Source organism: Mesorhizobium kowhaii (assembly GCF_042431665.1).
Classification (GTDB): domain Bacteria; phylum Pseudomonadota; class Alphaproteobacteria; order Rhizobiales; family Rhizobiaceae; genus Mesorhizobium; species Mesorhizobium kowhaii.
Genome location: NZ_JBHLYT010000033.1, coordinates 264,437 through 284,174, shown reverse-complemented (window position 1 = coordinate 284,174; position 19,738 = coordinate 264,437). Strand labels below are relative to the sequence as shown.

Sequence of the window (19,738 nt, the reverse complement as noted above, 5' to 3'; positions counted from 1 at the left end):
AGGATTAATTGACGCGTAAAGCCAGCCCGACCATCGCGCTGTTTCCCGAAGCGAGTTTCGGCGCGGCGTTGAATTGCGTTGGCATCGCACAAGCATTGCGTGCGAAAGGCGCCCGACCGGTCTTCATCTGCCATGCCGGCTTCTCCGGCGTCTTTGCCGACTATGGTTTTCAGGAATACCAGCTGCCCACCGACGAGCCACTGAGCGACAGCGAGCGCCAGAGCTACTGGCAGGCCTTCGTGCGCAGGCATCTGCCGCATTTCAGGCTGAGCCCGATCGACCAGCTCGAAACCTATGTCGCGCCGACCTGGCAAGCGATCGTCGACACCGCGGTCAACGCCGAAGCGCCGCTGCGCCAATTGCTGGCGCGGCTGAAACCGGACGCGGTGGTGCTCGACAATGTCATCATGTTCCCGGCGATCGCTGCCGCCGGCTGCCCATGGGTGCGTGTCGTTTCCTGCGCCGAGACCGAGCTTCCGGACGTGCAGGTGCCGCCCTATCTGTCAGGGCTTGGCACTGACGACCCGCAACGCGCAGCGTTCGAGGCCCGCTATCTCAAGGCGTCGGCGCCGGCGCATGACCGCTTCAACCGTTTCCGGACCGATGCCGGCCTGGCGCCGCTGCCGAAGGGCCTGTTCCTTGAAGTCTCCCCCGATCTCAACCTGCTGCTGACGCCGACGATCGTGCGCCGCGAGCGCGCCGAGCCGCTCGACCCGGCCCGCTTCGTCTATCTCGAAGGCTGCGTGCGCTCGGAAGGACCGTTCGAGGTGCCGGTGTTTCCGCGCAATGGCGGGCCGCTGGTCTATCTCAGCTTCGGCAGTCTCGGCGCCATGAATGTCGGCCTGATCGAGCGCATGCTGGCTGTGTTCGACAGACTGCCGGCGCGGTTCATCGTCAATGCCGGCGGCCTGCGCGACACGTACCGCGCGGTGCCGGACAATGTCTATCTCGACGCCTGGTTTCCGCAGCCCTCGGTGGTGGCGAAATCCGACCTGTTCATCCATCACGGCGGCAACAACAGCTTTTGCGAAGCGCTGCGCTTCGGCGTGCCGTCGCTGATCATGCCCTATTGCTGGGACGGGCATGACAATGCGCGGCGCGCCGAGGAGACCGGCGTCGGCAGCCATATCGGCCGTGACGGCTGGACCGAAGGAGTATTGGAGGGAGCCATTCTCGGCCTGCTGGCCGATGACGCCATGCGCGCCCGCCTCAGGGACAATGCAGCCCATATGGCGCTGACCCCTGGAACGGACGTGGCCGCGCAAGCCATACTCTCTCTGGTACGGACATGAACGAAATGCTTGATAAAAACGCGAATACCTTGCTCTCCAGCGGCAACGATCCCAGGACCTGGCTAGCCCAGCACGGCATCAACGAGATCGAGTGCCTGGTGCCCGACATGAACGGCGTCCTGCGCGGCAAGGCCTTGCCGACGGCCAAATTCGTCAAGGCACTGGAAGACCGCGCGCTTTATCTGCCGAGCAGCGCTTTTCTGGTCAGCATCGACGGCCGCTATTCCGGTTCGATCGACGAGGGTTTTGCTTATTCGGACCCGGATATGCGGATGGTGCCTGACGTCTCGACGCTCTGCCTGGCGCCCGGCGCCGGGGCTGGCAAGGCCTACGTGTTTGCCGATGCGTTCCACATGGACGACCGGCCATGGATGGCGTCGCCGCGCCATGTGCTGAGAGCCGTGCTCGATCTCTATCGCCAGCGAGGCTGGCGGGCAGTGGTGGCGCCGGAGCTCGAATTCTATCTGACCGCGCCCAATCCCGACCCCGACCGGCCGCTGACCGCACCGGTCGGCGGCAATGGCCGAGCCGAGACCGTGCAGCATCCCTACGACATGGCTGCACTGGAGGAGTTCGAGCCGGTGATCCGCCGCATCTATGATTATGCGGCAGCGGCCGGATTGCCGCTCGACACGCTGATCCATGAATCGGGCACGGCACAGCTGGAGATCAACTTCCTGCATGGCGACGCGCTGCCCTTGGCCGACAAGGTGCTGCTGTTCAAGCGGCTGACGCGCCAGGCCGCGCAGCAGAGCGGCATGCATGCCACCTTCATGGCCAAGCCGATCGCGGCACAGGCGGGGAGCTCGATGCATCTGCACATGTCGGTCATCGACGAGGCCGGCAAGACGCTGTTTGCCGGCACTGACGATGCCGACACGGAAATGTTCGGCCATTTCATCGGCGGCCTGCAAAAATATGTCCCGGAAATCATGCCGCTGTTTGCCCCGAACGTGAACTCGTTCCGCCGCATCCGGCCGAACCACAGCGCGCCGGCCAACATCGAATGGTCGCATGACAACCGTTCTTGCGGCCTGCGCGTGCCGGCCGGTGGCCGCGCCGCACGTCGGGTGGAGAACCGCTTGCCGGGTGCCGATTCCAATCCCTATCTGGCGATCGCCGGTTCGCTCCTGGCAGGCTATCTCGGCGTCGAGCAGAAGCTGGCGCGGTCGGCCGAGGCGTCTGGCAATGCCTACAAGAACAAGAGCACTTTGCCGAAAACCATGGAGGAGGCGCTGGATCGTTTCACCGCTTGCGACCCGGTGCGGCAACTGCTCGGCGAGGACTTCTTCCAGACCTATCTGCGCGTCAAGAGCGTCGAACTCGACCTGTTCCAGGGCGTGGTGACGAGCTGGGAACGAGACCACCTGCTGTTGAAGGTGTAATGATGGGCTTCAATTCCGAGGGTTTCAATTCCGGTTTGGATATCGGCAAATCCTACTATGTCTCGACGGCGAATCCGTCGCCGGACCATCCTGCCCTGCAAGGCGACGTCAATGCCGACCTGGTGGTGGTCGGCGGCGGCTGTACCGGCCTGTCCGCCGCCCTTCACGCCGCCGAACGCGGGTTGAAGGTGGTGCTGCTCGAAGGCGGCAAGATCGGCTGGGGCGCGTCGGGGCGCAATGGCGGCCAGATGATCCCCGGTCTGCGCAAAGGCGCCAAGGGCCTGGTCAAGCTCTACGGCCCCGAGCGGGCGAAGGCGCTGTTCGACCTCGCCTTCGAGGCGCGCGGGCTGGTGCTCGACATCATCGAGCGCCACGTCATCGATTGCGACCTCAGGCTGACCGGCCATCTGGTCGGCGCGGTCAATGGCTCCGATCTCAAAGACCTTGAGGAAGAGGCCAAGTGCCTGGCCACGGTGATGAAGTTTCCGCATGCCGAAATCCTGTCGGCGGCGGAAGCGCGCGGCAAGGTCGACACGCCCTATCATGGCGCGATGTACGAGCCGCTTGGCGGCCACATGCATCCGCTGAACTACACGCTCGGCCTTGCCCGCGCCGCGGCGGCGGCCGGCGTCATCATTCACGAAAACTCAGTTGCAGTGCGGCTGGAGCGCGAGCCTTCGATCCGGGTCTCGACGGCCAAGGGGTCGGTCCGGGCCAAGCATGTCGTGTTGGCGGGCGATGCGCTGCTCAATGGGCTGGAGCCGCGCGTCAACAGCCGCATTATGCCGGTCGGCAACTACATCGTCGCCACCGAGCCGCTGGAGGGCAAACGCAATGTCATCCCGGCGAATGTCGCGGTGTCAGACACCCGCTTCGTCGTCAACTATTACCGCATGTCGGCGGACGGACGCCTGTTGTTCGGCGGCGGTGAGCGCTACACGCCGTCGCCGCCGGCCGACATTGCCGGCTTTGTGCGGCCGCACATGGAAAAGACCTTTCCGCAACTCACCGGCTGCCGCATCGATCACGCCTGGGGCGGGCTGGTGTCGGTGACGACGTCGCGGCTGCCGCATGTCGGGCACTATGGCGAGGTCTATTTCGCGCATGGCTATTCCGGCAAGGGCGTCATCCTGTCGACGCTGTCGGGCAAGCTTTTGGCCGAGGCGATCACTGGCGATGCTTCGCGGCTCGACCTGTTCTCGACGCTCACGCCCATGCCGTTCCCCGGCGGCACGGCGCTGCGCGGTCCGCTCTATGTGCTCGGCATGCTGTGGTACGCGATGCGCGACCGCATCAAGCATTGAGGGTGCGAGATGCAACCCCGATGAATTAGACGACGAAGAAATCCTCGATGCGCTGCCTGGCCTCGAGCAGCGCCGGCAGGATTTCCCGTTCCATTTCCGCGACCGAGAAACGCGCGGACTGGGTCGAGACGTTGATGGCCGCGACCGTGCGTTGCGCGCGGTCGCGGATCGGCACGGCGATCGAGCGCAGCCCGAGCTCCAGCTCCTCATCGACGACGGCAAAGCCGTCCGCCTTCGCCTTGCCGATGGCGTCGGCCAGCAGCCGTGTGTCGGTGATGGTCTTCGGCGTCCGTTTCTCGACCGTCGCCTGGCCGAGAAATGCGTCCAATTCTCCGGGCGTCAGGCCGGCAAGCAGGATCCGCCCCATCGAGGTGCAATAGGCCGGCAGCCTGGTGCCGACATCGAGCGACACGCTGAGGATGCGGCGGCCGGGAATGCGGGCGACGTAGACGACATCCTGGCCCGACAGGATGGCCGCCGAGCAGGCCTCGTTCAGCTGCGCCGCAACGGCCCGCATGATGGGGGCGGCGAAGCTCCACAGCGAGGCGCCGCCGAGCCAGGTGCGGGCGACGGTCAGCAGGCGCGGCGACAGCGAGAACACGCGGCCGGCCTGGGTGGCGTAGCCGGTGGCGACAAGCGTCAGTAGAAAACGGCGGGCGCCGGCGCGGGTCAGTCCGGCCTCCTCGGCCATTTCGGTCAGTGTCATCCCCGAAGGGTGCCGTGCCAGGATTTCCATGACGGCAAGGCCGCGCTCGAGCGAGCCGACATGGTCACGGGAAGCGGCCTCTTCGTCCATCTCACCTCCTCAGAACGGCATCGTCGCCCGGATTGACTCAATGCTATTACTCAGCTAGAAAGTATCGCATACAAAACATATGTTCGCAATACGAACTTTTTAGGACCCGGAGCCGATGCGATGGTCAAGTTCCTGCCGCTCAAACAGGCCGTGGCCGAGAACTTGAATGATGGTGACGCGGTCGCCTTCGAGGGCTTCACCCATCTGATCCCGACGGCGGCGGCGCATGAGGCGATCCGCCAGAGATTTCGCGACCTGACATTGATCCGCATGACGCCGGACCTGATCTACGACCAGATGATCGGCATGGGCATGGCGAAGAAGATCGTCTTCTCCTATGTCGGCAATCCCGGCGTCGGCCTGCTGCGGCGCGCTCGCGACGCCATCGAGAACGGTTTTCCCCGGTCGATCGAGGTCGAGGAACACAGCCACGCCGGCATGGCCAACGCCTATGAGGCGGGTGCTGCCGGCCTGCCCTGCGCGGTGTTTCGCGGCTATCGCGGCGCTGGGCTGGCAGCGGTCAATCCGAACATCAAGTCGGTCACCTGTCCGTTCACCGGCGAGGTGCTGGCGGCTGTCCCTTCGATCCGGCCTGATGTCACCTTCATCCACGCGCAGAAGGCCGACCGGAAAGGCAATGTGCTGGTCGAAGGCATCATCGGCATCCAGAAGGAAGCGGTGCTGGCGGCTAGCCGAGCGGTGGTGACCGTGGAGGAAGTGGTCGACAATTTCGACGACCTGCACCCCAATTTGACCGTGCTGCCGCGCTGGACGATCGCGGCGATCTCCGTCGTGCCCGGCGGCTCGCACCCGTCCTACGCGCATGGCTATTACGCGCGTGACAATGCGGCCTATCTGGAATGGGACGAGATCGCCGCCGACCGGGAGAAATTCCAGGCCTGGATGCAGGCGAACGTCATCGAGAAGAGTGCCGACGATTTCGCGGCCCGTGTCGAGCATCTGAGGAAAGCGGCATGAGCGACAATCCGGACTTCACCCCCAACGAGATGATGACGATCGCCGCCAGCCGCGCGCTGGGGAATGACGATGTCTGCTTCGTCGGCATCGGCGCGCCGTCCGCCGCCTGCAATGTGGCACGGCTGACGCATGCGCCTGACATCATCTTGATCTATGAGAGCGGCACGATCGGCACTGCGCCAGACGTGCTGCCGCTGTCGATCGGCGATGGCGAATTGTGCGAAACCGCGGTCACCACCGTCGCGGTGCCGGAGATGTTCCGCTACTGGCTGCAGGGCGGCCGCATCTCGATCGGTTTTTTGGGTGCTGCCCAGCTCGACAAGTTCGGTAACATCAACACCACCGTCATCGGCGACTATTTCCACCCCAAGACCCGGCTGCCCGGCGGCGGCGGCGCACCGGAGATCGCGACGTCGTCGAAGGAGATCTACATCACCATGGCGCAGACCAAGCGCGGCATGGTCGAAAAGATCGACTTCTTCACCTCCTTCGGCCATGGCGAGGGCGGCGATCATCGAAAGCGTCTCGGCATCGACACCGCTGGCCCGACCTTGCTGATCACCGATCTCGCCATCTGGAAACCGGACCCGGCGACCAAGGAATTCACGGTCGTGTCGCTGCATCCCGGCGTCACGCGCCAGCAGGTGCAGGAGACCTGTGGCTGGATCGTAAAGTTCGCGGAGGTGCTTGACGAAACACCGGCGCCAAGCGAACTCGAACTGACGACATTGCGCGACCTGCAGGCCCGCACCAAGGCGGCGCATGAGGGAAGCGGAAAAGTAAAGGCTGCATGACATGGCCGAGGCCTATATCTGCGACTACATCCGCACGCCGATCGGCCGTTTCGGCGGTTCCCTGTCCTCGGTGCGCGCCGATGATCTCGGCGCGATACCTCTGAGGGCACTGGTCGAGCGCAATCCCGGCGTCGACTGGCAAGCGGTCGACGACGTCGTCTACGGCTGCGCCAACCAGGCCGGCGAGGACAACCGCAACGTGGCGCGCATGGCGCTGCTGCTGGCTGGTCTGCCGAAGGAGATCCCGGGCTCGACGGTCAATCGCCTGTGCGGTTCGGGCATGGATGCGCTGACCATCGCGGCGCGGGCCATCAAGGCTGGTGAAGCGGAGCTGATGATATCAGGCGGCGTCGAATCGATGAGCCGCGCGCCCTTCGTCATGCCCAAGGCCGACGCGGCGTTTTCGCGCAACGCCGAGATTTACGACACCACCATCGGCTGGCGTTTCGTCAATCCGCTGATGAAGAAGCAATATGGCGTCGATCCGATGCCGGAGACCGGCGAGAACGTCGCCGAGGATTTTTCGGTGTCGCGCGCCGACCAGGATGCCTTTGCCGTGCGCAGCCAGGACAAGGCTGTCGCCGCACAGGCCAATGGCCGGCTGGCGAAAGAAATCACCCCGGTGACGATCCCGCAGCGCAAGGGCGACCCGCTGGTCGTCTCGAAGGATGAGCATCCCCGCGCCGGCACCACGGTCGAGGCGCTGGCCAAATTGCCGACGCCATTCCGGCAAGGCGGCACGGTGACGGCCGGCAATGCCTCCGGCGTCAATGACGGGGCGGCGGCGTTGATCGTTGCTTCCGAAGCGGCGGTGAAGAAATATGGCCTGACTCCGGTCGCCCGCATCCTTGGCGGTGCTGCTGCCGGAGTGGCACCGCGCATCATGGGCATCGGCCCGGCGCCGGCGACGCAAAAACTGTGCGCGCGGCTCGGCCTGACGCCAAAACAGTTCGATGTCGTCGAGCTCAACGAAGCTTTTGCCTCGCAAGGCATTGCGGTGCTGCGCCAGCTTGGCATCGCCGAGGATGCGGAGCACGTCAATCCGAATGGCGGAGCCATCGCGCTCGGCCATCCCTTGGGCATGTCGGGCGCCCGCATATCCGGCACGGCGGCGCTGGAGCTTCGCGAACGTGGCGGCCGCCATGCGCTGGCGACCATGTGCATCGGCGTCGGCCAGGGCATAGCGATCGCGCTCGAACGGGCCTGACCAGCAGCCCCTCTTGGCCGGCTAAGATCGAGGCTGGATCGGGCGCCGCCAAATTTGACCATGTGGACAAAAGTCCGGACCCGTTCCATAGTTCCCCGTCTGATTTTTGGAACAGCCGGCTCGACACGGCTGTCGAACAGAGGGGCATGCAATGGAAAACCGGAAGAACAAATCTCATTCATCACGCGAAGGACTTTCGCGACGCAACGTGCTCGAGCTGGGCGCGCTTGGCCTGGCTGCGGCCATGCTGCCGGGCGCCGCCTTCGCCAAGGACAAGAAGCTGAAAGTGGCGGCGATCTTCGCCACGCCGATCGAGGAGCCATGGGACAACCAGATCCATGTCGCCCTGCAGAAGGCCGAGAAGGAACTCGGCATCGAATACAAATGGTCGGAAAAGGTGCAGACCGCCGATTTCAGCCGCGTCATGCGCGAATATGCGCAGGGCGGCTATCAGCTGGTGCTGGGCGATGCCTTCGCTGCCGAGCGTGAATCGCGCCGCACCGCCAAGCAGTTCCCGAAGACCGCCTTCCTGTTCGGCTCCGGCGCCGGTCCGGCGGAACCGAATTTCGGCGTCTTCGACAACTGGATCCACGAGCCGGCCTATCTCTCCGGCATGATCGCCGGCAAGATGTCGAAGTCGGGCACGATCGGCGCCGTGGCGGCGATGGGCATTCCGGAAGTGAACCGGCTGGTCAACGCCTTCTTTGCCGGCGCCAAGGAGGTCAATCCCAACATCAAGAAGAAGGTCGCCTTCATCGGCTCCTTCTTCGATCCGCCGAAGGCCAAGGAAGCGGCTGTCGCGCAAATCGACGCCGGTGTCGACGTCATCTATGCCGAGCGTTTCGGCGTCATCGAAGCGGCAGTGGACAAGAAGATCTTTGCCATCTCCAACATGTCCGACCAGTCCAGCCTCGGCCCCGATACGGTCATCACCGGCCCGGTCTGGGACATGTATCCGACAGTCGAGCAGGCGATCAAGCTGGTCAAGGCCGGCGTCTTCACGGCGCAGGACTATGGCGATTTCTCGCGCATGGCCAAGGGCGGCTCGCATCTCGCGCCCTACCATAATTTCGACAAGACGCTGCCCGCCGACGTCAAGGATCTGGTCGAGAAGAAGAAGACCGAAATCCTCGAAGGCAATTTCCGCGTCGACGTCGACGAGAACACGCCGGTTTCGGATTGATAGTTCATCTTCAGGGGCTGGTGCTTGAACACCCCCTCTGTCCTGCCGGACATCTCCCCCTCAAGGGGGGAGATTGGCAGTTTCACTGGTAGCGCTCTGATCTGACGCGGAAAATTGGCGAAAGCCGAAGTGACATTCGATCTCCCCCCCTTGAGGGGAGATGGCCGGCAGGCCAGAGGGGTGCAGCACATCCCTCAAAGCTGAATCGTAAAGCCAGTTCCGATCAGGAGTATCCTTGCCGACGCCCGCCCCACTCATCGAAATGCGCGGCATCACCAAGAGCTTTGGCGCCGTCAAGGCGAACGAGGCCGTCGACCTCAGCGTCGCGCCGGGCGAGATCCTCGGTCTGCTGGGCGAAAACGGCGCCGGCAAGACGACGCTGATGAACGTGCTGTTCGGCGCCTATGCGCCCGACGCCGGCGAGATCTTCATCCAGGGCCAGCCGGTGCGGATCACCAGTTCGGCCGATGCGCTGGCCGCCGGTATCGGCATGGTGCACCAGCATTTCCATCTGGCACCACGACTAACGGTGCTGGAAAATCTGCTCATCGGCATTCCCGGCAGATCGGGGCGGATCGACCGCGCCGGTGGGTTGGCGCGGCTGGCCGAGATCGGCCGCCAGCATGGGCTGACGCTCGATCCCGACCTTCCGGTCTCGGCGCTGTCGGTCGGCGAGCAGCAGCGGCTCGAGATCGTCAAGGCGCTGTTTCGCGGCGCCAAACTGCTGATCCTCGACGAGCCGACGGCGGTGCTGGCGCCAGCGGAGGTCGACGGGCTGTTCTCGGCGCTGCGCTCGATGGCGGCGCAGGGCCTCGGCATCATCTTCATTTCGCACAAGCTCAACGAGGTGCGGGCGCTGACGCATCGCTGCACGGTGCTGCGGCATGGCCGCGTCGCCGGCCGTGTCGATGACCCGGCCAACACGACGTCGGCCGCAATGGCGCAACTGATGTGCGGCCACGAGATCGTGCCGCCGGCGAGGGGGCCATCGACGCCCGGTGCGGCGGTGCTGACGCTCGACGGAATTTCCACATCGCAGCATTCGGGCACGGCGCTACGCGACGTATCGCTTTCCGTCCGCGCTGGCGAGATCCTCGGCATTGCCGGTGTCTCGGGCAATGGCCAGCAGGCGCTTGCGGAGGTGATCTCGGGCACGCGTGCGCCGGATGCCGGTCGGATGACCATCGCCGGCCAAAAAGTGTCTGGGTTTTCGCCGCGCGAGGTGCAGGCGCTTGGCCTCGGTCGCATCCCGGAAGACCGCATGACGACCGGGCTGGTCACCAATCTGCCGCTCGCCGATTCGATGGTGCTGCCGCGCATCGGCACGGCAGCGTTCAGCAGCAGGGGCCTGCTCAAACCGGATGCGATCCGCGCCTTCGCCGAGGCGCAGATCAAGGCCTATGACATACGCTGCCCCGGGCCGATGACCCGCGCCGGGGCGCTGTCCGGCGGCAATCTGCAGAAGGCGCTGCTGGCGCGCGAACTCGCTTTCGATCCGAAGGTGCTTGTTGTCTCGCAGCCGACGCGCGGCCTCGACATCGGCGCTGCACGCTTCATCCACGAAAAGTTCCTCGATATGCGCGCCAAGGGCTGCGGCATCATCGTCATCGGCGAGGATCTGGAAGAGCTGCTGGTGCTCTGCGACCGCATCGCGGTGATGTATGAGGGCCGCATCGCCGGCACGCTCGACAGCGCCGATGCGACGGTGGCACGGCTCGGGCTGATGATGACGGGCGCGGAGGGCCACAGCTGATGTTTCGCCTGGAAGTCCGCACCTCGACGCCGGCCTGGTTCAATCTGGCTTTGCCGCTGCTGGCGATCGCAGCCACGCTTGTCCTGTGCAGCGGCCTGATCGCGCTGGCCGGGGCCGGCGTCGTCGAAGCCTATGGCGTAATGTTCACCGCCTCGCTTGGCGACAGCTACGCGATCACCGAAACGATGGTGCGTGCCGCGCCGATGATCTTCACCGGGTTGGCGGTGGCGGTCGCCTTCCGGGCAAAATTCTGGAACATCGGCGCCGAGGGGCAATTGCTGGCCGGCGCTGTCGCCAGCTGCTTTGTCGGCGCGATCCCGATGCCGGGGCCGCTCGCCATGCTGTTGATGGCGGTGGCCGGTGCCGCGGCCGGTGCCACTGTCGCCCTGGTGCCGGCGACGCTGCGGGTCAAATTCAAGGTCGATGACGTGGTCAGTTCGCTGCTGCTCAACTCGGTCATCTACTATGCGCTGATGGCGCTGATCGAGGGGCCGTGGAAGGACAGTTTCAGCGGCTATCCGATCTCGCCACCGATCGAGGATTCGGCGAATTTTCCGGTGCTGCTCGAAGGCACGCGGCTGCATCTCGGCGTTGTCGTGGCGCTGATCGCGGCACCGGTCATCTGGTTCCTGATCGTGCGCACGACGCTCGGCTTCAGGATCAGGGTCACCGGCGAGAATCCGGAAGCCGCGCGCTATGGCGGCATCCATGTCGAGCGGGTGCTGATCTCGACCGCGCTGCTGTCCGGCGCGCTTGCCGGGCTGGCCGGTGTCGGCGAAGTCGGCGGCGTGCATTTCCAGGTGATGAGCGACATCTCGCCGGGCTACGGCTATTCCGGCATCGTCGTTGCCATGCTGGCGCGGCTCAATCCGCTTGGCGTGGTGCCGGCGGCGATCTTCCTGGCCGCGGTGATGACCGGCGCCGAAGCGATGTCGCGGGCGACCGGCGTGCCGGCCTTCCTCAGCGATGTCATCCAGGGCACGGCGCTACTCGCCATGCTGGTGGCGCTGCTGTTCACCGCCTACCGCATCCGCCGCGTCGGAGCCGCCCGATGAGCGCCGTGTTCGAACAGATTTTTCAGGTCGGCTTCCTGGCCGCCATCATTCGCATCGCCACGCCGCTGGCGTTTGCCACGCTCGGCGAAATGTTCTCCGAGCGCGCCGGCGTGCTCAACCTCGGCATCGAAGGCATCATGCTGCTGTCGGCGATGACGGGTTTTACCGCGACCAGCCTCAGCGGCAGCCTTTGGCTCGGCGTATTGGCTGCGGTGCTGACCGGCATGCTGATGGGCGCGCTGCATGCGCTGTTCACCGTGGCGCTGGGCTTGAGCCAGCATGTCTGCGGCATTGGCGTGACACTGTTCTCGTCGGGCCTCGCCTATTTCCTCTACCGGCTGATCTTCGGTCAGCAATCGGTGCCGCCCAGCATCAAGGGGTTCGAGACACTGCCGATCCCGGTCCTCTCCAGCATTCCGGTGCTTGGGCCGGCGGTTTTCAACCAGTTTGCACTGGTCTACATGGCGATCCTGGCCATCCCGCTGGCCGCCTTCGTGCTCTACCGCACGCCATGGGGCCTGTCGGTGCGCATGGTCGGCGAAAATCCGCGCGCCGCCGACTCGGCCGGTGTCAGCGTCATCGCGACGCGCTTCCAGGCGGTTATCCTCGGCGGTGCGCTGATGGGGCTGGCCGGCGCCTTCCTGTCGATGGCGCAGTTCAACGCCTTCACCTTCGGCGTGGTATCCGGCCGCGGCTGGGTGGCAATCGCGCTGGTCGTCTTCGGCCGCTGGGATCCGTGGCGCTCGGCAGGGGCGGCGCTGCTGTTCGCCTTTGTCGATGCCTTGCAGTTGCGCATGCAGGCGAGCGGGCTCGGGCATATCCCCTATGAGGCGTTCCTGATGCTGCCTTTCATCTTCACCATTGTCGCCATGGCTGTGATGTCGCGCAACGCGGTGGCGCCGTCGGCCCTGCTCAAGCCGTTTCGTCGCGAGGAGCGCTGACGGCCAGGGGCTGTCAGCGTTCCGTTGGTCACATCGCGGTAAAGCCGTTGTCGACGAACAGATGCGCACCGGTGACGAAGCTGGCCTCGTCGCTGGCCAGGTAAAGCGCGGCCTTCGCCACCTCTTCCGGCTCGCCGATCCGGCCCTGCTGCGCTGCCAGTGCTGCGTCGGAGACGTCGACGCCGAGCCGGCCGAGATCAGCAACCTCGCGCAGGCCGTGCGGCGTGCGGATGAAGCCGGGGCAGACCGCGTTGCAGCGGATGTTGCGGTCGCGGAACTCGACGGCGATGGCACGCGCGAACATGTGGCAGGCGCCCTTGGTGGTGTCATAGAGCACTTCCATCGGCGTTGCCGCCACCGCCGAGATCGACGAGGTGCAGACGATCGAACCGCCGCCTGCGGCAATCATGCCGGGCAGCACGGCGCGTGTCATCAGGAACATCGAGCGCACATTGACGGCATGCAGCCAGTCCCATTCCTGCACGGTCGTCTCCAGGAAGGGTTTGATGACGATGGTGCCGGCATGGTTGAACAGCACGGTGACCGGGCCGAGTTTTTCGGTCGCGCCTTTCACGGCGGCCTCGACCTGGGCTTCATCGGACACGTCGGCGACCCAGTGTTCGGCTATGTGCCCCCGCGCGCGTATCGCCGCCGCGGTTGCAGCGGCGGCCTCGCCATTGCGGTCGATGATCGCCACCTTGGCGCCTTCCGCAGCAAACAAGCTCCGAGGCCGCGCCGCCCATTCCCGTTGCGCCACCCGAAATGATGGCGACCTTGCCGGCCAGTCTTGCGCCCATTTTTCTGCTCCCCTGTTGGACGATTTCGTGTTTGCCGAGTGGGCGATGCTATCCCGCCCGCTCCGGGCGGCCAATGCACGAATTGGGTGCGGCGGAGACAAGGACTTCGGCCCATCCAGGACCCAGAGCAATGCGGGCGGCCATGTTGAGCAGTGGCCCCAAGCACGTCCTCTCAGCAAGCCGTTGCCAATTTTCGGCTCGATATGAGAAAATCTTTCTGCCTATCGTCAAAAAATAGCAATCGACAAAGTCTACAAGTTTTATAGATTAACCAGCGAGACGGAGGTCGATATGTCCTATATCCAGAACGCCCAGACGGATCGCAGCGGCCAGAGGCTGGCCAATGCTCGGGCCTTTCGCCCGGCCTATGCCGGTGCCTTCGCCTATCTCGTCTTTGCCCTTGCGTTCGTGTTCACCGGGGCCGTTGTTCTGGGTCTCATTCCCTGAGTCGTCAGATCGACCGGGGTTAGCTGCCCGCCGCTTTCAGGTAATCGGAGTTGAATGAACCGGGTCCTCGGTGCGCTTTCGCGCGGCTGGGATTCGAATTTCACCGCATCAGTGATTCCAGAGATGGAGGAGATGGCAATGCCGATCGAGTTCACGCATGTTCCCGGAAAGACTCATCCCACTGGTACCGCCGCTCCCTTTTTCTACGACTTTGCCGAGACCGCGACCAAGCTCGGGCTGATCGAGGACGGCGGCTTCCGGAAGATCGTCGTCGACGATTCGGCCGGGTTGCTGACCAATATGGATCTCGCTGGACAGGTGCTCGACCGGACGTCGTCGCTGGAAGTCGTACTCACCCACTGGGCGGGCGTGGTCGAACCGACGGTGGCGGCCCGCCAGCTGGCGTCGATCGACAGGAAAAGCGGCGGACGGCTGGCGCTCAGGATGATCAGCGAGCCGCTGAACGACGACGATGCCGAAACGCGGCCGGTCGGGCACACCGTCATCTGGCAGCGCATCGACGAATATCTGGTCCTGCTGAAACGGCTGTGGTCGAACGACCGGCCGTTCGACCATGAAGGCGCGTTCTACAGCGTCAAGGGCGGCTATGTGCCGCGCAAGGGTCCGCACGGCGCCGACCTGGTCATCCGCATGGGCGGGCAGTCCGGAACGGCGCTCAAGGTGGCCGGCCGGCACGCCGATGTCTTCGAACTGGCGCCAGGCTCGATCGACGAGGTCCGGCAGCTGATGGAGCGGGTGCGCGGCGCCGCCGCCGAACATGGCCGGGCCGGCAAGCTGCGCTTTGCGCTTCCGGTCAGGATTCACCAGGGCGCTGCCGCCACCGGCCACAAGGCGGTCGATGTTGCCGGGCCGCCAGCCCAGGCCGCCCTGTCGTTGCTTGCCTATGCGGCTCTCGGGATCGATGAATTCATGATTGTCGGCGTCGACACGCCGCGCGAGATCGCAACGGTCGGCCGCGAAACGATCGCCCTGCTGCGCAATTCGCTGGCGCGTCGCGAGGCGGAGGTGCCGCAGCCTGGGGCATATGCGCCGCGCGTGCCGCAAGTGGCGCGTGCAGCGGGCTGAGCAGGCGCCCTTGAAATTAACCTGTCGCGCCACTCAGCCGCGCTAGGCCTTCGATGACGGCGGCGGACACGGCCAGCGCGCCGAAGACGCCGTCCTCGACTGTCACCATGTGAAGCGCCGCCTCATGCGCCTTCTGGTCGCCGCTGGCGCAAGCGTCCGAGATCGTCAGGCACTGAAAATTGCGGTCGCAGGCCTCGCGCAGCGTGGTGTGGACGCAGACATCCGTCGTGCAGCCGGAAAACATCAGATGCGTGATGCCTTGCGCGCGCAGCACAAGCTCGAAATCCGTATAGGTGAAGGCGCTGTTGCAGGTCTTGTCGACGATGATGTCCTGCGGCGCGACATCGATCTCCGGAACGATCTGAAACCCCGGTCCCGAGCGAAGCAGGATTTCGGTGCCTTCGAGCCCGGCGCGCTTGCGGCGCCATTTCTCGTAAGGCGTCATGTCGGCCATGTCGGCCCGATAGCCCTGCCTTGTGTGGATGATCCGGACACCGGCCTTGCGGCCGGCAGCAATCAGCCGGTTCACGGTCGGCAGGATCGCCCTTAGCGGCGAGGGGTCATATCCCTGCCTGGCGAAATAGCCAGTCGTTGACAGGAAATCCTGCTGCAGGTCGATGACAACAAGCGCGGTGTTTTCGGCCACCAGCCTGCCATCATAGGGGAAGTCGAAGGGTGTCGCCTTGATCATCTTTGGCTCCCAGTTTTCGAACGGCACTCGAGTTTGCCTTGACGCAATTCCGGACGGAAAACCGTTTCACACTTTTCCTGGAATTGCTCCAGCCACTTTGCATCAACGCGACGACAACAGATGCCGGGCGTCATGCAGCCGGCGGCAGATGCCGGCGGTGCGGATCCGAATTTCGCGCCGATATTGACGGTCGCGACGAATTGTTGATCGTTGCAGTCATCTTCAATGTTGACTAGTAAGGTCATGTTTCATAGTCAATCGGGCATCGGCCTGCCGAAACCAGAATCTGGAGATGCGGGCGGTCGCGCTGGAGAGAAGCCATGACCGTGGCTGGAATTGATGCCCAGACTGCCTTCCATATCGACGCGGTGCGCTTTGCTGTCGGCGGGCGGACGCTGCTCGGTCCGGTTTCGTTCGAACTGGAGCGCTCGCGTGTCTACGGGCTGATCGGCCATAACGGGTCGGGCAAGTCGACGCTGATCAAGCTCATCGCGCGCCAGCAGCCGGCAAGCTCAGGCGCCATCACCTTCGCCAAGCGCCCGCTGCTGCAATGGGGTGCCCGCGAACTCGCCCGCGCGCTAGCCTATCTGCCGCAGACGACGCCGGCGGCGACCGGTCTTACGGTGCGCGAACTGGCGACGCTCGGGCGCTATCCCTGGCATGGTGCGCTGGGCCGTTTCCGCGTGGAAGACAGGCAGCATGTCGACGAGGCGCTGGCCCTGACCGACATGGAAGGTTTCGCTGAGCGGCTGGTGGACGAATTGTCCGGCGGCGAACGCCAGCGCGCCTGGCTCGCTATGCTGGTGGCGCAGAATGCCGGCGTCATGCTGCTCGACGAGCCGATCTCAGCGCTCGACATCGCCCATCAGGTCGAGGTGCTTGGGCTGGTCAGGGATCTCAGTCGCAAACGCGACCTTTGCGTCGTCGTCGTGCTGCACGATCCCAACATGGCGGCGCGCTATTGCGACGAGCTGATCGCGCTGAAGGACGGCAAGCTGCTGACACGCGGCACACCCGGCGAAATCATGCGCAGCGATGTGCTGAAAGGCATTTTCGGCGTGGAGATGGGCGTGTTCGCGCACCCCGTCACCGGCCAACCGGTCGGCTATGTGCAGTGACGAGACGTGCCTGTGGTGGCGGCTGGCCGCTGTGAGAACAAGGAAGAAGCTGTTGTCGAGAAATGGTTTGTTGGCGGCGTTGGTCGCATCCGTGATCCTGTCGGCCGGCTGTGCGACGGCCCAGGAGCAACCGGCCGGCGCCGCCCCCGCGATCGAGGCGCCTGCCGCGCCGGCAGTCGCGCCGCCGGCCACGGTGGCGCCTGCGCAACAGCAGCCAGGCGCCCAGCCGAACACGCCGGCCGAGACAGGGCCTTCGACGGCGATGGAACTGACCTTGCCGCATGATCTGTCGCCATGGGGCATGTTCATGGCGGCCGATATCATCGTCAAGGCGGTGATGATCGGACTGGCCTTTGCCTCCCTCGTCACCTGGACGATATGGCTGGCCAAATCGCTGGAAATCTTCGGCGGCAAGCTGCGCATCCGTCGCGCCGTCCGGGCGATCGGCGATGCCGCCACGCTGAAGCAGGCCAGCCGTGCGCTCGGCCGCAGCGGCGGCCCCGGCGCGCTTCTGGTGCGGGCGGCCGAGGAGGAGACCGCGCTTTCGGCCGGAGCGCTCGACCATGTCTCGGGCGATGGGCTGAAGGAACGGGTCACCTCGCGCCTGTCGCGCATCGAGGCGGCGGCGTCGCGGCGCATGTCGCGTGGCACCGGCCTGCTGGCGACGATCGGCTCGACCGCCCCTTTCGTCGGCCTGTTCGGCACCGTCTGGGGCATCATGAACGCCTTCATCGGCATCTCACAGGCGCAGACCACCAATCTCGCCGTGGTCGCGCCTGGCATCGCCGAAGCGCTGCTGGCCACGGCGATGGGCCTTGTCGCGGCGATACCGGCTGTCGTCATCTACAACGTCTTTGCCCGCTCGATAGCCGGCTACCGGCAGATCCTCGCCGATGCCTCGGCGGGCGTCGAACGGCTGGTCAGCCGTGACCTCGACTTCCGCATCGTCGCGCCGGCAACGGCGATGGCTTCGGAATGATGGCGGCGGACTAGCGGAGCAAGGCCATGGCAAGCAGAATCCGACAGACCATGGACGACGATCTCGAGGAAAGCCACGAGATCAACGTCACCCCGTTCATCGATGTCATCCTGGTGCTGCTGATCATCTTCATGGTCGCCGCACCGCTGGCGACGGTGGATGTCAATGTCGATCTTCCGGGCTCGACCGCAACGCCCGCGCCGCGGCCGGAAACACCGCTGTTCCTGACGCTGAAGGACGATCTGACGCTGGCGATCGGCAACGACAGCGTGCCACGCCCGGCTTTCGCCGCCACGCTGGACAGCAGGACAAAGGGCGACAAGCAGACGCGCATCTTCCTGCGCGCCGACAAGGCGGTCGCCTATGGCGACCTGATGAAGGCGATGAACCTGCTGCGCGGTGCGGGCTATCTGAAGATCGCGCTGGTCGGCCTGGAGACGGCTCCCGCCGATGCCCAGGCGCCCAGCACCACCGGCACAGCAGTGCCATGATGCAAGCGGCCGCCTTGCCCTCAGTCGAGTTGTCGCGCTTCAGCCGGCGCGACCTTGGCTTGTGGGCGGGTGCAGCCGTACTGGTCCTTGGAGCTCATGTCGCGGTCGCCTATGCCGTGCAGACCTTCAGCATGATCAACGAAGCAGACGGTGGCCCGCCACCGGCCCAGGTGATCGAGATGGCGCCGATGGTGGTGATGCCGGCTGTCGAGGAACAGGTTGCCGCGCTGGACGCGGTGACATCAGATCAGACCGAGCCGACGCCCGAAGACCCGGTCGAGAAGGTGGAGCCGGTTGTCGAACAGCCGCAAGCGGTTCCGCCCGACGAGACCGAACTCACCCAGACCGAGATGGCTGAGCAGGTCGACCAGCTGCCGCCGGACGAGGTCGTCCCGGATATTGTCGAGGCTGTCACACCCGACGTGGTCATTCCATTGCCGCAGCCGAAGCCGGTCGAGGCGTCCAAGGACAAGAGACCGGTCGAGGCCAAGGCGAAAAAACCCGTCGACAAGCCAAAACCGCGGCCGAAGAAGGAGAAGGCGGCACCGCCGAAGACGGCAAGCGTCGCCAGCGCCGATGCGAGGCCAGCGAGCAGGACAGCCGCGCCGAAGTCGGCGGAATCGACATCGCGATCCGGCGATTCCAGCAAATGGGACTCCCGTCTGGGCGCCTGGATCAAGCGACACACGCGCTATCCCAGTTCAGCCAAGGCCCGAGGCGTGGAAGGCAAGCCGTATGTCGCCTTCACGGTCGACTCGTCCGGCCGGGTCCTGTCTGCCAGGCTCACCCGTTCCTCCGGGGATGCCGATCTGGACCGTGCGGCGCTCGCCGTGCTGCAAGGGGCCACCGTGCCGGCACCGCCGCCGGAACTCGGCACGCGCCAAAGCCGCACGGCACCATTCGTGTTCAGCCTCCGCAACTAAGGTCTGTTGATATTCAGGTGAGGCCGGCCTGCGAACGACTGATACCTGCGCTTCCGGTACTCAGGCGGGCTGACCTGAATCTCAGAGCAGGCTCCGTCCATCAATAGCTCAGCGACTTGCACAGAGCCTCGACCTGTTCGAGATAGAAGCGGCATTTCGTGCGCAGGATCCTGAGGTTCGGGTCATCGGCGCCGTTGATCTCGATGGTCTGCATCATGAAATCGAAATGGGCGTGGAAGGCGTCCACCGCGCCCCAGAGACTGTCGGCCTGGCAGCCGTCGGCAATTGCCATCGAGAAGAGCTGGCGCGATTCGATCCGTGCGGCGACAGGCGATGGCGATCGGCTTGCGATCAGGGCGTCGAGCCGGCTGAAAATGCTGTCCCTTGTGTCGATGCTCTTGATGTTGACAATCATGTTCATTGCAAGGTCCCTGGAGCAATTGCCGGAAAGCGTGTGGCGGTTTTCCGCCGGAATTGCGTGAAAACAAAAGGTTAGAGCGGGTTCGGCGATTCAATCA

The 19,738-nt window shown here is 64.7% G+C and carries 20 protein-coding genes and 1 pseudogene; 16 read left to right on the top strand and 5 right to left on the bottom strand.

Annotated features, from left to right (window positions below; translation table 11 throughout):
• The first annotated feature begins 8 nt into the window (after positions 1-8).
• The 3 genes from ACFFNA_RS20870 to ACFFNA_RS20860 are packed head-to-tail and all read left to right on the top strand — an operon-like array spanning position 9 to position 3,981.
• Positions 9-1,292 carry a nucleotide disphospho-sugar-binding domain-containing protein gene (locus tag ACFFNA_RS20870; RefSeq protein WP_378921226.1) on the top strand — a complete coding sequence of 428 codons (1,284 nt, stop codon included), beginning with the start codon at positions 9-11 and terminating at the stop codon, positions 1,290-1,292.
• A gap of 5 nt (positions 1,293-1,297) precedes the next feature.
• The gene (locus ACFFNA_RS20865; protein ID WP_378921224.1) at positions 1,298-2,677 is read left to right on the top strand and encodes a glutamine synthetase family protein; all 1,380 of its coding nucleotides are present in this window, start codon (positions 1,298-1,300) and stop codon (positions 2,675-2,677) included.
• 2 nt (positions 2,678-2,679) lie between these two features.
• Positions 2,680-3,981: an NAD(P)/FAD-dependent oxidoreductase gene (locus ACFFNA_RS20860; RefSeq protein ID WP_378921222.1), complete on the top strand. Its 1,302-nt coding sequence runs from the start codon at positions 2,680-2,682 to the stop codon at positions 3,979-3,981.
• A 25-nt stretch (positions 3,982-4,006) separates the two neighbouring features.
• On the opposite strand, the gene ACFFNA_RS20855 is transcribed toward ACFFNA_RS20860, so the two are convergent.
• Positions 4,007-4,777, bottom strand: a complete 771-nt coding sequence (locus ACFFNA_RS20855) for an IclR family transcriptional regulator domain-containing protein (protein WP_378921220.1) — start codon at positions 4,775-4,777, stop codon at positions 4,007-4,009.
• A 120-nt stretch (positions 4,778-4,897) separates the two neighbouring features.
• Here ACFFNA_RS20855 and ACFFNA_RS20850 point away from each other — a divergent pair, with 120 nt between their 5' ends.
• The 7 genes from ACFFNA_RS20850 to ACFFNA_RS20820 all read left to right on the top strand — a co-directional run bounded on the left by ACFFNA_RS20850 (position 4,898) and on the right by ACFFNA_RS20820 (position 12,688).
• On the top strand, positions 4,898-5,755 hold the full coding sequence (locus ACFFNA_RS20850; RefSeq protein ID WP_378921218.1) for a CoA transferase subunit A: 858 nt from the start codon (positions 4,898-4,900) through the stop codon (positions 5,753-5,755).
• Entirely contained in the window at positions 5,752-6,549 is a 798-nt protein-coding gene (locus ACFFNA_RS20845; protein ID WP_378921217.1) for a CoA-transferase subunit beta, read from the top strand. The genes ACFFNA_RS20850 and ACFFNA_RS20845 overlap by 4 nt, the downstream gene beginning before the upstream one ends.
• 1 nt (position 6,550) lies before the next feature.
• The gene (gene pcaF, locus ACFFNA_RS20840) at positions 6,551-7,756 is read left to right on the top strand and encodes a 3-oxoadipyl-CoA thiolase (RefSeq protein WP_378921215.1); all 1,206 of its coding nucleotides are present in this window, start codon (positions 6,551-6,553) and stop codon (positions 7,754-7,756) included.
• A 151-nt stretch (positions 7,757-7,907) separates the two neighbouring features.
• Positions 7,908-8,939, top strand: coding sequence for a BMP family protein (locus ACFFNA_RS20835; RefSeq protein WP_378921213.1), 1,032 nt, complete (start codon positions 7,908-7,910; stop codon positions 8,937-8,939).
• 262 nt (positions 8,940-9,201) lie between these two features.
• Positions 9,202-10,692 (top strand): ABC transporter ATP-binding protein, encoded by a 1,491-nt coding sequence (locus ACFFNA_RS20830; protein ID WP_378921682.1) that lies wholly within the window; start codon positions 9,202-9,204, stop codon positions 10,690-10,692.
• Positions 10,692-11,747, top strand: a complete 1,056-nt coding sequence (locus ACFFNA_RS20825) for an ABC transporter permease (protein WP_378921211.1) — start codon at positions 10,692-10,694, stop codon at positions 11,745-11,747. Before ACFFNA_RS20830 ends, ACFFNA_RS20825 begins: the two co-directional genes overlap by 1 nt.
• Entirely contained in the window at positions 11,744-12,688 is a 945-nt protein-coding gene (locus ACFFNA_RS20820) for an ABC transporter permease (protein ID WP_378921209.1), read from the top strand. The genes ACFFNA_RS20825 and ACFFNA_RS20820 overlap by 4 nt, the downstream gene beginning before the upstream one ends.
• A 28-nt stretch (positions 12,689-12,716) precedes the next feature.
• Here ACFFNA_RS20820 and ACFFNA_RS20815 read toward each other — a convergent pair.
• Positions 12,717-13,485, bottom strand: a pseudogene (locus ACFFNA_RS20815) (SDR family NAD(P)-dependent oxidoreductase).
• A 291-nt stretch (positions 13,486-13,776) separates the two neighbouring features.
• Here ACFFNA_RS20815 and ACFFNA_RS20810 point away from each other — a divergent pair.
• Both ACFFNA_RS20810 and ACFFNA_RS20805 read left to right on the top strand, forming a co-directional pair.
• Positions 13,777-13,932: a hypothetical protein gene (locus tag ACFFNA_RS20810; protein WP_378921207.1), complete on the top strand. Its 156-nt coding sequence runs from the start codon at positions 13,777-13,779 to the stop codon at positions 13,930-13,932.
• 138 nt (positions 13,933-14,070) lie between these two features.
• Positions 14,071-15,018 (top strand): LLM class flavin-dependent oxidoreductase, encoded by a 948-nt coding sequence (locus ACFFNA_RS20805; protein ID WP_378921679.1) that lies wholly within the window; start codon positions 14,071-14,073, stop codon positions 15,016-15,018.
• Positions 15,019-15,034: 16 nt separating this feature from the next.
• On the opposite strand, the gene ACFFNA_RS20800 is transcribed toward ACFFNA_RS20805, so the two are convergent.
• Together ACFFNA_RS20800 and ACFFNA_RS20795 are read right to left on the bottom strand one after the other, a co-directional pair.
• The gene (locus ACFFNA_RS20800; protein WP_378921205.1) at positions 15,035-15,709 is read right to left on the bottom strand and encodes a cysteine hydrolase family protein; all 675 of its coding nucleotides are present in this window, start codon (positions 15,707-15,709) and stop codon (positions 15,035-15,037) included.
• On the bottom strand, positions 15,706-15,954 hold the full coding sequence (locus ACFFNA_RS20795) for a hypothetical protein (RefSeq protein WP_378921203.1): 249 nt from the start codon (positions 15,952-15,954) through the stop codon (positions 15,706-15,708). Before ACFFNA_RS20795 ends, ACFFNA_RS20800 begins: the two co-directional genes overlap by 4 nt.
• Positions 15,955-16,029: 75 nt before the next feature.
• Here ACFFNA_RS20795 and ACFFNA_RS20790 point away from each other — a divergent pair, with 75 nt between their 5' ends.
• Genes ACFFNA_RS20790 through ACFFNA_RS20775 form a run of 4 tightly spaced genes read left to right on the top strand, consistent with a single transcriptional unit; the run spans position 16,030 to position 19,220 of the window.
• Complete coding sequence (locus ACFFNA_RS20790; RefSeq protein ID WP_378921201.1) at positions 16,030-16,827, top strand: ATP-binding cassette domain-containing protein; 798 nt, start codon at positions 16,030-16,032, stop codon at positions 16,825-16,827.
• A 52-nt stretch (positions 16,828-16,879) separates the two neighbouring features.
• A complete protein-coding gene (gene exbB / locus ACFFNA_RS20785; protein WP_378921199.1) occupies positions 16,880-17,806 on the top strand; it encodes a tonB-system energizer ExbB in 927 nt (308 codons plus the stop codon).
• Between the two features lie 26 nt (positions 17,807-17,832).
• Complete coding sequence (exbD, locus tag ACFFNA_RS20780; protein ID WP_378921197.1) at positions 17,833-18,297, top strand: TonB system transport protein ExbD; 465 nt, start codon at positions 17,833-17,835, stop codon at positions 18,295-18,297.
• A complete protein-coding gene (locus ACFFNA_RS20775) occupies positions 18,294-19,220 on the top strand; it encodes an energy transducer TonB family protein (RefSeq protein WP_378921195.1) in 927 nt (308 codons plus the stop codon). Before exbD ends, ACFFNA_RS20775 begins: the two co-directional genes overlap by 4 nt.
• Positions 19,221-19,320: 100 nt before the next feature.
• Here the strand turns inward: ACFFNA_RS20775 and ACFFNA_RS20770 are convergent, their stop codons facing one another.
• Complete coding sequence (locus tag ACFFNA_RS20770) at positions 19,321-19,641, bottom strand: hypothetical protein (RefSeq protein WP_378921193.1); 321 nt, start codon at positions 19,639-19,641, stop codon at positions 19,321-19,323.
• Positions 19,642-19,738: the final 97 nt, after the last annotated feature.

What these genes read in the sequence shown, in the direction of transcription:
- ACFFNA_RS20865 (WP_378921224.1), top strand. Translation starts at nt 1,298, where the DNA reads ATGCTTGATAAAAACGCGAATACCTTGCTCTCCAGCGGCAACGATCCC.
- ACFFNA_RS20860 (WP_378921222.1), top strand. Translation starts at nt 2,680, where the DNA reads ATGGGCTTCAATTCCGAGGGTTTCAATTCCGGTTTGGATATCGGCAAA.
- ACFFNA_RS20855 (WP_378921220.1), bottom strand. Translation starts at nt 4,777, where the DNA reads ATGGACGAAGAGGCCGCTTCCCGTGACCATGTCGGCTCGCTCGAGCGC.
- ACFFNA_RS20850 (WP_378921218.1), top strand. Translation starts at nt 4,898, where the DNA reads ATGGTCAAGTTCCTGCCGCTCAAACAGGCCGTGGCCGAGAACTTGAAT.
- ACFFNA_RS20845 (WP_378921217.1), top strand. Translation starts at nt 5,752, where the DNA reads ATGAGCGACAATCCGGACTTCACCCCCAACGAGATGATGACGATCGCC.
- pcaF (WP_378921215.1), top strand. Translation starts at nt 6,551, where the DNA reads ATGGCCGAGGCCTATATCTGCGACTACATCCGCACGCCGATCGGCCGT.
- ACFFNA_RS20835 (WP_378921213.1), top strand. Translation starts at nt 7,908, where the DNA reads ATGGAAAACCGGAAGAACAAATCTCATTCATCACGCGAAGGACTTTCG.
- ACFFNA_RS20830 (WP_378921682.1), top strand. Translation starts at nt 9,202, where the DNA reads ATGCGCGGCATCACCAAGAGCTTTGGCGCCGTCAAGGCGAACGAGGCC.
- ACFFNA_RS20825 (WP_378921211.1), top strand. Translation starts at nt 10,692, where the DNA reads ATGTTTCGCCTGGAAGTCCGCACCTCGACGCCGGCCTGGTTCAATCTG.
- ACFFNA_RS20820 (WP_378921209.1), top strand. Translation starts at nt 11,744, where the DNA reads ATGAGCGCCGTGTTCGAACAGATTTTTCAGGTCGGCTTCCTGGCCGCC.
- ACFFNA_RS20810 (WP_378921207.1), top strand. Translation starts at nt 13,777, where the DNA reads ATGTCCTATATCCAGAACGCCCAGACGGATCGCAGCGGCCAGAGGCTG.
- ACFFNA_RS20805 (WP_378921679.1), top strand. Translation starts at nt 14,071, where the DNA reads ATGCCGATCGAGTTCACGCATGTTCCCGGAAAGACTCATCCCACTGGT.
- ACFFNA_RS20800 (WP_378921205.1), bottom strand. Translation starts at nt 15,709, where the DNA reads ATGATCAAGGCGACACCCTTCGACTTCCCCTATGATGGCAGGCTGGTG.
- ACFFNA_RS20795 (WP_378921203.1), bottom strand. Translation starts at nt 15,954, where the DNA reads ATGACCTTACTAGTCAACATTGAAGATGACTGCAACGATCAACAATTC.
- ACFFNA_RS20790 (WP_378921201.1), top strand. Translation starts at nt 16,030, where the DNA reads ATGACCGTGGCTGGAATTGATGCCCAGACTGCCTTCCATATCGACGCG.
- exbD (WP_378921197.1), top strand. Translation starts at nt 17,833, where the DNA reads ATGGCAAGCAGAATCCGACAGACCATGGACGACGATCTCGAGGAAAGC.
- ACFFNA_RS20775 (WP_378921195.1), top strand. Translation starts at nt 18,294, where the DNA reads ATGATGCAAGCGGCCGCCTTGCCCTCAGTCGAGTTGTCGCGCTTCAGC.
- ACFFNA_RS20770 (WP_378921193.1), bottom strand. Translation starts at nt 19,641, where the DNA reads ATGAACATGATTGTCAACATCAAGAGCATCGACACAAGGGACAGCATT.